Below are 12,169 nucleotides of genomic sequence, written 5' to 3' on the forward strand. Positions count from 1 at the left end.
TCAGACTTTCTTGCGCAGCTTCTCGCCGAACAGCCCGTTGGGCTTGATCATCAGCATGAGCAGCACGACGATGTAGGGGGCGGTGTCCTTGAAGCCGTCGGGCAGGTAGAAGCCCGCGAGCGATTCGACGACGCCGATGACGAGGCCGCCCACGATGGCGCCGGGCAGGCTGCCGAAGCCGCCGACCACCGCGGCCGGGAAGGCCTTCAGGCCGACGAAGCCCATGTTGGAATGGACGAAGGTGATGGGCGCGAGCAGCAGGCCCGCGATGGCGGCGACCGCCGCGGCCAGCGCCCAGACCAGCCCGTTGAGCGTCTTGACCGGGATGCCCATGTAGTAGGCCGCCAGCTGGTTCTGCGACGACGCCTGCATGGCGATGCCGATCTTGCTGTACTTGAAGACGGCGAACAGCACCAGGCACAGCGTGGCCGTGGCGCCGATCACCACCAGCTGCTCCACATTGAGCACCAGCGTGCCGGCGTTGATGATGCCGTCCTTGTAGGGCACCGGCAGCGAATGCGTATCGGTGCCGATGCCGGGGATCATGGTGATGAGCCCGCGCGCCACGTAGCCGATGCCGATGGTGAGCATGACGATGGAGAACGCCGGCTGGCCGAGGATGGGCCGGATCACGATGCGCTCGAGCAGCAGCCCGAACAGCGCCATGCCGGCGATGGCCGCGGGCACGGCGGCCCAGAAGGGCACGCCCATGAGCGTGAGCGCGGCAAGCCCGCCGAACGCGCCCAGCATCATCAGGTCGCCCTGCACGAAGCTCACGGTTTCGGTGGCCTTGTAGATCAGCACGAAGCCCAGCGCGATGAGGCCGTAGATGCACCCCTGCGCAATGCCGCTGACCACGAGTTGGACGATCTGCAATTGGGTCTCCGTCGTTGGGGCCCCTCGCGAAAGGGGCGATTTCGTTATAGCTTGGGGGCAGTGTGCCCGTTAGCGGGTTCTCCACTAAGTCCTGTCGTCACGGCGACGGTCGTTGTCGCGGGCCCGACACGAGTTGGACGCGCGTGCGCCACGCACCACCATCGCGCCACCCCAACTCAGGAGACATCCATGGCCATCCGCACCGTCCTCACCGCCGCCGTCATCGCGCTCGCGGCCTCCATGGCCTGCGCTCAGTCGCAGGGCGTGAGCAAGAACGAGATCGTGCTCGGCACGATCCAGGACCTGTCCGGCCCGCTGGCCGCCTACGGCAAGCAGGCGCGCAACGGCATGCAGCTGCGCATCGACGAAGCCAACGAGCAGGGCGGCGTGTACGAGCGCAAGCTGAAGCTGGCCGTCGAGGACTCGGGCTACGACCCCAAGAAGGCCGTGCTGGCCGCGCAGAAGCTGGTCGAGCAGGAGAAGATCTTCGCGCTGCTGGGCCACATCGGCACGGCGCCCAACATCGCCGCCATGCCGGTGCTGTTCGACAAGGGCGTCATCAACTTCCTGCCGCTGACGGGCGCGCGCGAGATGTACGAGAACCCGCCCCACAAGCTGAAGTACGCGCTGCTGTCGCCCTACTACGAGCAGATGCGCCTGGCCCTGCCCAAGCTGGTGGCGGAGAAGAAGGCCGAGAAGGTCTGCATCATCTACCAGGACGACGACTTCGGGAACGAGGTGCTCAAGGGCGCCGAGGCGGGCCTCAAGTCCATGGGCAAGGACCTGGTGGAGAAGACCACCTTCAAGCGCGGCGCCACCGACTTCTCCTCGCAGGTGCAGAAGATGAAGTCCGCCGGCTGCGACTTCGTGGTGCTGGGCACCATCATCCGCGAGACGGTGGGCACCATCGCCGAATCGCGCAAGAACGGCTTCAACCCCACCTTCCTGGGCACCGTGGCCGCCTACAGCGACCTGATCCACAAGCTGGGCGGCAAGGCGGTGGACGGCATGTACGCCACCATGACCTCGCAGATGCCTTACACGGACGAGACCGACCTGGCGATCCGCTTCTGGGCCAACAAGTACAAGACGCGTTTCAACGAGGACCCGACGATCTTCTCGGTGTACGGCTACACCATCGTCGACATGTTCATCAAGGGCGCGCGCAAGACCGGCCCGCAGCTGACCACCGAGGGGTTCCTCAAGGCCATGGACCTCACGTCCTTCCCGAGCGACAGCTTCGGCTCGCCCAAGATGTACTTCGCCCCCGGCCGCCGCCTGGGCAGCGACGCGTCGCGCCTGTCGCAGATCACCGACGGCCGCTGGAAGGTCGTGTCCGACTACTTCGGCACGGAAGCCGCGATGCAAGCCAAGGCGCCGCCCGCCGCGGCGACCGCGACGAAGTCCACCACCAACGGCAAGAAGCCCGCGACGAAGTCCTGATGCGCCGCCGGCGCGGATGCTGTGTAATCCGCGCATGGCAGCACCCATCCACGTCGAGCGCGACGGCCCGGTCACGGTCGTCGCGCTCGATCGCCGTGAGGTGCGCAACGCCGTCGACGATGCGACGGCGCGCGCGCTTCACGAAGCCTTTCTCGCGTTCGACGCCGACGATTCCGCGCGCGTGGCGGTGTTCCACGGCGAGCACGGCCACTTCTGCGCGGGCTGGGACCTGCAGGCCGGCGCGAAGCTCGGCGGCGCCGTCTTCGATCACCTCGACTTCGATCCCGCCGATGCGAAAGCGCTGGGCCCGATGGGCCCTTCGCGCCTGCTGCTGTCCAAGCCGGTGATCGCCGCCGTCAGCGGTGCGGCCGTGGCGGGCGGCATGGAGCTCGCGCTGTGGTGCGACATGCGCGTGATGGAAGAGGACGCGTACTTCGGCGTCTACTGCCGCCGCTTCGGCGTGCCGCTGATCGACGGCGGCACCGTGCGCCTGCCACGCCTGGTCGGCATGGGCCATGCGATGGACCTGATCCTCACGGGGCGCAAGGTGGAAGCGGCGGAAGCGCTGCAGATGGGGCTGGCCAACCGCGTGGTGCCGAAGGGCAAGTCACGCGAAGCAGCGATCGAACTGGCGCAGCAGCTGGCGAAATTCCCGCAGGCGACGATGCTCGCCGACCGCATGAACGCCTACGAGCAGTGGGGCAAGTTGCTACCTGAAGCACTGCACGCCGAATGGGAGCGCAGCAAGCAGCGCATCGCCGACGGCATCGAGGGCGCGGGCCGCTTCGCCTCGGGCGAAGGCCGGCACGGCAAGTTCTAGGGCTTCGGGATCTCGCGCGGCCGGCCCATGTCGTCGATGGCGACGTAGGTGAGGTTGGCCTCCGTCACCTTCACGTACTGGCCTTGCGCCAGGTGGCGTTCGGCGTACACCTCCACCTTCACCGACACCGACGTGCGGCCCACGCGCGTCACCTCGGAAAAGAACGACAGGATGTCGCCCACGCGCACCGGCTGCTTGAAGATGAATTCGTTCACGGCCACCGTGGCCATGCGGCCCTTGGTGTAGCGCGCGGGCAGCACGGAGCCGGCCAAGTCGACCTGGGCCATGACCCAGCCGCCGAAGATGTCGCCGTTGCCGTTGGTGTCCGCGGGCAGCGGGATCACCTTGAGCACCAGCTCCTTGTCCTTGGGCAGCGGCACCGGGGCACTTGAGTTCGTCGACATGGGCACAATCTCCTCAAGAAGGATTGTTGCATGCGAGCCCAACGAGAAATGTCCCCCCGGGTAATGGCCACCGCCGCGGAAGCGGTGCGCGTGCCGGGCCACTCGGACTGGGCCACGCTGGGGCGCCTGGCGCCCTACCTGTGGGAATACAAGGTGCGCGTGGTGGCCGCGCTGCTCTTCATGATCGGCGCGAAGCTGGCCAACGTGGGGGTGCCGCTGCTGCTCAAGCAGCTGGTCGATGCGATGAGCCTCAAGCCGGGCGACGCAACGGCCGTGCTGGTGGTGCCCATCGGGCTGCTGCTGGCCTATGGCCTGCTGCGCCTGTCCACCACGCTCTTCACCGAACTGCGCGAGCTGGTGTTCTCCAAGGCCACGCAGGGCGCGGCGCGCAAGATCGCGCTGCAGACGTTCGAGCACCTGCATGCGCTGTCGCTGCGCTTCCACCTGGAGCGCCAGACCGGCGGCATGACGCGCGACATCGAGCGCGGCGTGCGCGGCATCGAGTCGCTGATCTCCTATTCGCTCTACAGCATCGTGCCCACGATCATCGAGGTGGCGCTGGTGCTGACGATCCTGGCCGTGCGCTTCGACGCGTGGTTCGCCTGGATCACCATCGCGGCGCTGGTGGTGTACGTGACCTTCACCGTGTCCGTCACCGAATGGCGCACGCAGTTCCGCCGCGAGGCCAACGAGTTCGATTCGGCCGCGCACACCAAGGCGGTGGACTCGCTCCTCAACTACGAGACGGTCAAGTACTTCAACAACGAAGGGTTCGAATCGAACCGCTACGACCAGAGCCTGCAACAGCTGCGCAAGGCGCGCCTGAAAAGCCAGACGACGCTGTCGCTCTTGAACACCGGGCAGCAGGTGATCATCGCCACGGGCCTGGTGCTGATGCTGTGGCGCGCCACCGAAGGCGTGGTCGCCGGGCACATGACGCTGGGCGACCTGGTGATGGTCAACGCTTTCATGATCCAGCTGTACATCCCGCTCAACTTCCTGGGCGTGCTGTACCGCGAGATCAAGCAGAGCATGACCGACCTGGACAAGATGTTCGTGCTGATGGACCGCGAGCGCGAGGTGGCCGACAAGCCGGGCGCGCAGCCGCTGGTGGCGGACCAGGGCGACTGGACGGTGCGCTTCGAGCACGTGGACTTCGCGTACGAGCCGGCGCGGCCCATCCTGCACGACGTGTCGTTCGAGATCCCCGCCGGCAAGACGGTGGCGGTGGTCGGGCCCTCGGGCTCGGGCAAGTCGACACTCGCGCGCCTGCTGTACCGCTTCTACGACGTGAAGGGCGGGCGCATCACCATCGCCGGCCACGACATCCGCGAGGTGACGCAGTTCAGCCTGCGCCGCTCGATCGGCATCGTGCCGCAGGACACGGTGCTGTTCAACGACACCGTGGAATACAACATCGCCTACGGCCGCACCGGCGCCTCGCGCGAGGAGGTGGAGGAAGCCGCCCGCCAGGCCCGCATCCACGATTTCGTCGCCTCCACGCCCAAGGGCTACGCCACGATGGTCGGCGAGCGCGGCCTGAAGCTGTCGGGCGGCGAGAAGCAGCGCGTGGCCATCGCGCGCACGCTGCTGAAGAACCCGCCGGTGATGATCTTCGACGAGGCCACCTCGGCGCTGGACTCGGCCAACGAACGCGCCATTCAGGCCGAACTGAAAGGCGTGGCGCAGAACAAGACGGCGCTGGTCATCGCGCACCGCCTGTCCACCATCGTCGACGCGCACGAGATCCTGGTGATGGACGCCGGCCGCATCGTCGAGCGCGGCACGCACCAGCAGCTGCTGGCCAAGGGCGGCCGCTACGCCGAGATGTGGTCGCTGCAGCAGCAGTCGAGCGACGAAGCCGAGAAGTTCACCGACGTGATCGGGCTATAGCCCTAGCCCATCGTCTGTTCGCCGATCTCGCGGGCGGCCACGCGCACGGGCGAATTCGCGGCGGGCAGCTTGGCCTGCTCGTAGTCCAGCGTCTCCATCAGGTGGTGCATCACCTCGTCGCTGATGAGGTTCTCGCGCCACAGGCGCAGCAGCTCCAGCCTTTCGGCCTGGATCACGTCGTGGCGCACGCGCGTCACCCATTCGAGCTTGGGCGTGAGGTCCGAATCGCTCGTGGCCACCAGCGAAATGCGCTCGCCCATTTCGGCCTTCAGGCCGTCGGCCCACTGCGGCGGCACGCCGTCGGCGACGATCTTGCGGTCGATGGCGGCGAGCGCCACGGTGCTCATCGCCGCCCGCACGCGCACCTGCTCGTCGTGCAGGCTCCAGCGCGAACCCACCTTCAGCCGCCGGATCACGGGCGGGAGCGTCAGGCCCTGGCCCACAAGTGTGGACACGACCACCACGAAGGTCGTGAAGATGATCAGGTCGCGGTACGGGAAGGGGTGCCAGCTGGGCAGCATGAGCGGCAACGCCAGCGCCGCCGCCAGCGACACGATGCCGCGCATGCCGCACCAGCCCATGATGGTGAGCTGGCTCGTCTTCGGGCGGCCCTTGCTGCCCAGGCCGCGGTCCTGGAAGACGCCCGGCAGCCAGCCGATGAAGTAGATCCACGCGAAACGCACCGCCACGGAAACCCCCGTGACCGAAAACGCGATCGCGGCCAGCAGGAAGGGCGGGTAGCGGTCCAGGCTCTGGACCACGCCGTGGATCTGCAGGCCGATCAGCATGAACACCAGGGTGTTCATCAGGAACACGAGGATGTTCCAGACCGACCGCGCCATGATGCGCGTCTCCGCCGACACGATCATCGGCGCGTAGCGGCCGCGCACCAGCCCCGCCGCGACGACGGCGAGCACGCCCGAGGTGTGCACCGCCTCGGCGGCGAGGTACGCCGCGTAGGGAATGGTCAGCACGGTGAGCACCTCGATGAAAGGGTCGCCCAGGCGCTTGTGCACTTCGATGTAGATGAAGGCCAGGGCCATGCCGATGGCGACGCCGCCGGCCGACACGCCGACGAACTGCACCGTCGCGTCGGCCCAGGAGAAAGTGCCCGTGAGGACGGCGGCCGTCGCGAACTTGTACAGCACCAGGCCCGATGCGTCGTTGACCAGGCTTTCGCCTTCGAGGATGGTGACGATGCGGCGCGGGATGCTCAGGCGCGAGAGGATCGCGGTGGCCGCCACGGCATCGGGGGGCGACACGATCGCGCCCAGCGCGAAAGCCGCCGCCCACGGCACGTCGGGCACCAGCAGCTTGAGCGTGCAGCCGACGGCGAGCGTGGTGGCCGCCACGAGGCCGATCGCGAGCAGGCCAATGGGCTTCAGGTGCGCCTTGAAGTCCGTCCACGAGGTGAGCAGGGCCGCCTGGTACAGGATGGGCGGCAGCACCGTGACCAGCACGAATTCGGGGTCGAACTCGGGGCGCGGCATGTTCGGGATGAGCCCGATGACCACGCCGCCCGCCACGAGGGCGATCGGGTAGGGGAACTTGAAGCGGCGTGCCACCCAGCCCAGCGCCACGGCGCTCAGGAGCAACAACAACAACAATCCGATGTGCGCCATCGCCCGATGCTAACGCGAGATGCGCCAAATCGCGCTTACGCCTATAGTCCGCGCAGCCGGGAGGAGGGCGGGCCCCGGCGCATGCAGTCCACCGCCTCCATGCAAGACAGACGGAGACAAACAATGAAGACCGAGCTGTGGTACCTGGCCCTCGTCACCGCGTTCACGGGCCTCCTGTGGTTTCCCTACGTATTGGACCGCACGAAAGTGTGGGGCCTTACCGACACCGTGGGCTATCCGGCCAACCCCAAACCCCTGGACGCCTGGGCCGAGCGCCTGAAACGCGCGCACGCCAACGCCGTGGAAAACCTGGTGATCTTCGCGCCGCTGGTGCTGGTGGCCAACGCAATGGGCATCACCGGCGGCGCCATCGCCACCGCCGCCATGGTGTATTTCTGGGCGCGCGTGGTGCACGCCGTGGCCTACACCGCCGCGTGGCCGTGGGTGCGCACCCTCGCGTTCACTGCCGGCTGGCTGTCCTGCGTGGTCATCGCCTGGCAGATCCTCACGCGGTGAAGGCGCGGGTCGTCATCCGCGCGCCGGTGCCCGCCGACCTGCCCGCCTTCGTCGCCGCGGCGAAGGCGAGTGCCAAGCTGCACCGGCCGTGGGTGGCGGCGCCGGCCACGCCGCAGAAGTTCCGCGAGTGGTTCAAGAGCGTGTCGACGCCGCGCAAGCAGGCTTTCCTCGTCTGCCGCAAGGACGACGGCGCGCTCGCCGGCGTGATCAACATGTCGGAGATCGTGCGCGGCAACTTCCGCAGCGCCTACCTGGGCTACTACGCCTTCGCCGGCCACGAGCGTCAGGGGCTGATGGCCGAAGGCATGCGCGCCGTGGTGCGGCATGCGTTCACGAAGATGAAGTTGCATCGGCTGGAGGCCAACATCCAGCCTGGGAATGCGGCTTCGCTTGCGCTGGCGCGCGCGTGTGGGTTTCGCAAGGAAGGGTTTTCGCCGAAGTATTTGAAGATTGGCGGGCGGTGGTGTGATCACGAGCGGTGGGCGATCGTGGCGGGGTGACGGGCGGAAAAGAGGGCGGAGGAGTCGCCTTTGCCGGCCGTTAGGAAGTTGTTATCCGCCTGAATTTGGAAAAAAAAGCCAATGGTGGCGCGCCCCTGGCGAGCGCTGAGCCGCCAAGTTAGACGACTCGACGCGGTCAAACCCGACGCCCAAGTCGCCTTTGCCCCCAATTTCGTGTAGAGCCGCAGTGCCGCGTAGCGCGGCTCGCTGATATAAATCAGGCACTTGCGAGAGAAAAGGGGAGGCGCGATGAGCCGCAGTGAGATTTGTTATCCGACTGGTTTGCGGGCTCTATCACGTTAGAGCGCATGGCACGCCGCAGAAGATCAGACGCCGCCCAGGTCGCCGAAGACACGGCGTTCATCGCGAACAAGCTCCCGTGGTGGGGCGCCGCCTTGTTCGGCGTGTTCTCGTTTGCGCTGTTCTATTGGCTGCTGCCGTGGTGGATCAACAGTCGAATTGAGATGGCGGGGAATTCCGCCCTGCGCCCGGCAATTGAAGCAATGCTCGGGAGGCGCATACACTGGTCGCAATACGTCGCAATCGCTCTCGCATTGATTTGTGCTTTCTTTGCGGTGCGCAATTACTTTCGATCTGACCGATTGAAGTATCCAGAGGTCAAGGACGCCAGCTTCTTCGGGCGACTGCTAGCCAGATTTCTAGATTAGGACTATGCGCTCTAACAAGGCATTCGACACGGGCGCCCAAGGGCGTCCGCGCCTGCGGCGCTCCGAGTTCCTTGGTCGCGGTCAACTCTACGTTAGCGCCATATGCTCGATCGAATCACCGCACTCATAGACCGCTTGGCTGCGTGGAGCTGGCCGGTCAAGTTCGCGGTTGGCGCATCTGTAAGTGCATTCGCAGGAGGAGGAGTTCTGGCATTCCTGCTTCAAAACGCAGCCTATAACTTCTCCTTGACATTCGGCTTTCGCCCCGCGGTGGAGGGCATCCCATACCTGAGCGCACTCGTCACATTTTCTAGTGTCTCATTGCTCGTGATTGCGGCACTTGTCTCGCTGGTTGTGACGGTGGCAGGGAAGTACTTCTTGCTCAACTTCATTGACTGGTTGGAGGCCAGAACACAGCGGTTTCAGCCGCAGACGTGGAGTCCGATCCCCTGGTTGCGGGGGCTACGCTTTTGGCCGGCCATGGCAGTTCTGCTGCCGTTGAACGTCCTTCTCGTTTTGACGGAGACCGCGGTTCTCCCGCGCTTTGCTCAACTTGATGCCACTTGCGCTTGGCCGCTGCTTCTTTGCACTCACGAGGAATTTCGGGGCCCTGAGTGGTTTGCGATCTCTTTTGCTGTCGGATTTTTCATCCTAATCATGCTGTGGCGACCTGCTTTGGTATGGCTCGCGACCTTAGGACTCGTGGCTATCTATTACGCATGGATCGGCGCGAATGTGCTCCCAGCTGATGGCTACGGTAGGCTGCTCCGAATGACAGGTTTTGGCGGCGGAGTAAAAGTTACAGTGGAGGTGATAGAAAACGAAAACAAGCCGCCGCGCATTCTGGAAAGCTACCTATTGCTGCGGAGTTCGACAAGTGTTTTCCTGTTCGATCCCACAAGCAAGCGCATTGAGGAGTATCAATTGGGAACGGTTCTCAGGTTAGCCCACACAGAGGGCGGGCTTCACGAGCTGCCGTACTCCTTGCCGCGCAAGGCGAACTTGATGCAAAGGTGACGTGGGTGATGGCTAACAGGTCAATCGACTCGGACACACACCTGCTACGTCTTCGGCGCGCAGGTGAGTGCCGGTCATCTTCACGCTAGACCTTAGGAGGCTCGATGCCGAAAGGATCCGCTACCGGCGTGGACAGGCAGTATCAGCTTGACTGCCGAGATGTACTGACTTTTCGCGACGGGACACTGTTCCCTTGGTCAGGTGATGGGGTCGACGTACTCTTCAAACTCGAAGATACGGACTGGACCTTTGATGTCGCCCTGCGAGCACCTGATGGGAGTGCCGTAGTCGCCGAATGCAAGCGGCACGAGAGCGCGGTGAAACAGGGTGCTGTGGCGGAGTTCGCCTGGAAGGTCGAGCGCCTTCGCGAATATCTTGGGACGCCGGTATCGGGCATCTACTTTGGAAAGAGCGGGCATCAGCTAGGTGCGGTACGCGTGGGCGATTTCAGCGGTATCCAAGTAGTGGCGCTCGACGAAGCATCGACGCCTCCCGGGTTCAACATGACCTTCTACCGTTACGACGCAGCGAGAGAGAAGAAGCTGCGTGACATCATCATGAGTGTTCCTCCTGGGCACATCGAGCTCACGGGGCACCCAGCCACCCTAATCGTTACGCGCAAAGATGGGACAACTGAGTCAAGATAACTTGGACCGGGCTAACAAGGCCGTCAACACAGACGCCCGCGGGCGTCCGCTCCCGTCGGTCGCTGCTCTCCGAGGTCGCCGGTTACGTCTACGTTAGCCGGCATAAACGCAGATCTGTTCAGAATCGGAAACTGGGAGGAGGTCGCGGTGGCAAGAGCGAATATCGTATTTCTTGGGTGTAACTACAACGACAAGAAGATCAAGGGTCAGTTCGATAACTTAAAGAAGCGGATCGAAGCAGATACCCCGCTGTCGTGCATAGTGATCGACAAAAGAAGCAAAAAGCCAGCCCGCGATTTGTGGCAGGACATCAAGAAGCACATCGAGGAGTCGGCGGCCTGCTTCTTCGATCTAACTGGGTTTCGTCCAAACGTCGTTCTTGAGCTGGGGTACGCTCTCTCCATCAAGGCCGAAGATCAAATTTTCATCACATTCCGTAAGCGCAAGACGAAAGGACGCGCGCCTGCGTGGCTACTCTCTGACATCGGTCATCTCAACAGGCACGAGTACATCAGCATGATGCAACTCGAGTCCTTCATGCGCGATCAGCTCACCCAGATTCCATTTGCCGAAGGCACGCGGGAGTTCTGGGTCGATTGCGAAAATACGAACGCCGCGGAGAAGTATCAGCAATACGGGCTCAGAATTCTTCAGTCCATTCGTGATAGTGGCCCTCAGTCAGAACAGCAGATTCAGCGAACTTTGCGCGGTTCCGCATGTCGACTTAGCAGAATGCTTTCCTTACTTAAGAAGAATAGGCTTATCGCACGTCCCCCTGGACCAAACGGCAAGTACCTGGTGCCTGAGCTTCCGGGTTAACTATGCCGTATGTGGATCGCTCTGGTTCTCCTCCTAGTGGTCCTCGTTTGCGCCGGCCCGTATTGGTTGTTCCGTCAGCGCTGCCCCGCAGAGATAGTTCCGGCCCGCGAGCGCTTGGCAGCGCGAAGGGATAAGAACAGGTGAAGAGCGCATCGCGTTCTGGAGGTATGGCCGCTGCGGCCATAGTCGCACTCGCCTTGCTAACGGCCGCATGCTCTTCGCCCCCTTCCGTCCCAGGCCGCATGCGCGCGGTGGCAGACCTGGCCAAGTGCTCCCGGCCCGCGGCAACGCTGCTCATCATGCTGCCCGGCGCATACACGGCGCCCGAGCGGTTCGAGTCCGAAGGCTTTGTGGCCGCGGTGCGTCGCGAGCGCATTGCAGCGGACATCCTGCTCGTCGATGCCCACGTCGGCTATTTCGAGAACCGCTCGATCGTGGAGCGACTGTCCGAGGACGTCCTGCAGCCCGCGCGTGCCTACGGCTACGCGAAGATCTGGCTCGTGGGCATCTCCAACGGCGGCGCCGCCGCCATCCTCACGGTCGAGCGTGTTCCCCGGGCGGCGGAAGGGATCGTGCTGCTCGCGCCCTATCTCGGTGGCCGCAGCATCGCCCAACAGATCCGCAGCAAGGGCGGCCTGCGGCAATGGGAGCCGGCCATACCCTTCGATCGCGGCGACGGTGACCAGGTGATGTGGCGATGGCTGAAACAACACGCTGGCGATGCGGACGCAGCGCCGCGGCCCACCGTGCCGGAGCTCTATCTGGGCTACGGCAATTCGGATCTGTATGTCTTCAACCACCGCACGCTCGGGGCGGCCATGCCGCCGTCGCACGTGGTGGACACGGGGGGCGGCCACGACTGGCCCACGTGGCGTGGCCTTTGGGATCGCATCCTTCCCCTGCTGCCGCTCGAGCGGGACGCTACCTGTAAAGGCTAGGCCCGC

The 12,169-nt window shown here is 64.5% G+C and carries 13 protein-coding genes; 10 read left to right on the forward strand and 3 right to left on the reverse strand.

Annotated elements, in window-relative coordinates:
* Complete coding sequence (locus tag WG903_RS07170; RefSeq protein ID WP_340073712.1) at positions 1-876, reverse strand: branched-chain amino acid ABC transporter permease; 876 nt, start codon at positions 874-876, stop codon at positions 1-3.
* Positions 877-1,065: 189 nt separating this feature from the next.
* Here WG903_RS07170 and WG903_RS07175 point away from each other — a divergent pair, with 189 nt between their 5' ends.
* Together WG903_RS07175 and WG903_RS07180 are read left to right on the forward strand one after the other, a co-directional pair.
* Positions 1,066-2,319, forward strand: coding sequence for an ABC transporter substrate-binding protein (locus tag WG903_RS07175; protein WP_340073715.1), 1,254 nt, complete (start codon positions 1,066-1,068; stop codon positions 2,317-2,319).
* A gap of 34 nt (positions 2,320-2,353) precedes the next feature.
* Positions 2,354-3,139 carry a crotonase/enoyl-CoA hydratase family protein gene (locus tag WG903_RS07180; protein WP_340073717.1) on the forward strand — a complete coding sequence of 262 codons (786 nt, stop codon included), beginning with the start codon at positions 2,354-2,356 and terminating at the stop codon, positions 3,137-3,139.
* On the opposite strand, the gene WG903_RS07185 is transcribed toward WG903_RS07180, so the two are convergent.
* Positions 3,136-3,543: an acyl-CoA thioesterase gene (locus WG903_RS07185; protein ID WP_340073720.1), complete on the reverse strand. Its 408-nt coding sequence runs from the start codon at positions 3,541-3,543 to the stop codon at positions 3,136-3,138. The two genes, WG903_RS07180 and WG903_RS07185, sit on opposite strands and share 4 nt — an antisense overlap.
* 63 nt (positions 3,544-3,606) lie before the next feature.
* Here WG903_RS07185 and WG903_RS07190 point away from each other — a divergent pair, with 63 nt between their 5' ends.
* Entirely contained in the window at positions 3,607-5,436 is a 1,830-nt protein-coding gene (locus tag WG903_RS07190; RefSeq protein ID WP_340073722.1) for an ABCB family ABC transporter ATP-binding protein/permease, read from the forward strand.
* Positions 5,437-5,438: 2 nt separating this feature from the next.
* Here the strand turns inward: WG903_RS07190 and WG903_RS07195 are convergent, their stop codons facing one another.
* Entirely contained in the window at positions 5,439-7,058 is a 1,620-nt protein-coding gene (locus WG903_RS07195) for a Na+/H+ antiporter (protein ID WP_340073725.1), read from the reverse strand.
* A 123-nt stretch (positions 7,059-7,181) separates the two neighbouring features.
* On the opposite strand from WG903_RS07195, the gene WG903_RS07200 reads away from it, so the two are divergent.
* The 7 genes from WG903_RS07200 (at position 7,182) to WG903_RS07230 (ending at position 12,163) form a co-directional block, all read left to right on the forward strand.
* Positions 7,182-7,574: an MAPEG family protein gene (locus WG903_RS07200; protein ID WP_340073727.1), complete on the forward strand. Its 393-nt coding sequence runs from the start codon at positions 7,182-7,184 to the stop codon at positions 7,572-7,574.
* Positions 7,571-8,074: a GNAT family N-acetyltransferase gene (locus WG903_RS07205; RefSeq protein WP_340073729.1), complete on the forward strand. Its 504-nt coding sequence runs from the start codon at positions 7,571-7,573 to the stop codon at positions 8,072-8,074. The genes WG903_RS07200 and WG903_RS07205 overlap by 4 nt, the downstream gene beginning before the upstream one ends.
* Positions 8,075-8,382: 308 nt before the next feature.
* Positions 8,383-8,742, forward strand: coding sequence for a hypothetical protein (locus WG903_RS07210; RefSeq protein WP_340073731.1), 360 nt, complete (start codon positions 8,383-8,385; stop codon positions 8,740-8,742).
* A gap of 102 nt (positions 8,743-8,844) precedes the next feature.
* Positions 8,845-9,759: a hypothetical protein gene (locus WG903_RS07215; protein WP_340073733.1), complete on the forward strand. Its 915-nt coding sequence runs from the start codon at positions 8,845-8,847 to the stop codon at positions 9,757-9,759.
* Between the two features lie 104 nt (positions 9,760-9,863).
* Positions 9,864-10,406, forward strand: a complete 543-nt coding sequence (locus tag WG903_RS07220; RefSeq protein ID WP_340073735.1) for a hypothetical protein — start codon at positions 9,864-9,866, stop codon at positions 10,404-10,406.
* A 147-nt stretch (positions 10,407-10,553) separates the two neighbouring features.
* The gene (locus tag WG903_RS07225; protein WP_340073737.1) at positions 10,554-11,225 is read left to right on the forward strand and encodes a hypothetical protein; all 672 of its coding nucleotides are present in this window, start codon (positions 10,554-10,556) and stop codon (positions 11,223-11,225) included.
* A gap of 251 nt (positions 11,226-11,476) precedes the next feature.
* Positions 11,477-12,163 (forward strand): alpha/beta hydrolase, encoded by a 687-nt coding sequence (locus tag WG903_RS07230; RefSeq protein WP_340073739.1) that lies wholly within the window; start codon positions 11,477-11,479, stop codon positions 12,161-12,163.
* Positions 12,164-12,169: the final 6 nt, after the last annotated feature.

The organism is Ramlibacter sp. PS4R-6, assembly GCF_037572775.1.
Taxonomy (GTDB): domain Bacteria; phylum Pseudomonadota; class Gammaproteobacteria; order Burkholderiales; family Burkholderiaceae_C; genus Ramlibacter.

Coding starts and splice junctions, on each gene's coding strand:
- WG903_RS07175 (WP_340073715.1), top strand. CDS start 1,066: ATGGCCATCCGCACCGTCCTCACCGCCGCCGTCATCGCGCTCGCGGCC.
- WG903_RS07180 (WP_340073717.1), top strand. CDS start 2,354: ATGGCAGCACCCATCCACGTCGAGCGCGACGGCCCGGTCACGGTCGTC.
- WG903_RS07185 (WP_340073720.1), bottom strand. CDS start 3,543: ATGTCGACGAACTCAAGTGCCCCGGTGCCGCTGCCCAAGGACAAGGAG.
- WG903_RS07190 (WP_340073722.1), top strand. CDS start 3,607: ATGGCCACCGCCGCGGAAGCGGTGCGCGTGCCGGGCCACTCGGACTGG.
- WG903_RS07195 (WP_340073725.1), bottom strand. CDS start 7,058: ATGGCGCACATCGGATTGTTGTTGTTGTTGCTCCTGAGCGCCGTGGCG.
- WG903_RS07200 (WP_340073727.1), top strand. CDS start 7,182: ATGAAGACCGAGCTGTGGTACCTGGCCCTCGTCACCGCGTTCACGGGC.
- WG903_RS07210 (WP_340073731.1), top strand. CDS start 8,383: ATGGCACGCCGCAGAAGATCAGACGCCGCCCAGGTCGCCGAAGACACG.
- WG903_RS07215 (WP_340073733.1), top strand. CDS start 8,845: ATGCTCGATCGAATCACCGCACTCATAGACCGCTTGGCTGCGTGGAGC.
- WG903_RS07220 (WP_340073735.1), top strand. CDS start 9,864: ATGCCGAAAGGATCCGCTACCGGCGTGGACAGGCAGTATCAGCTTGAC.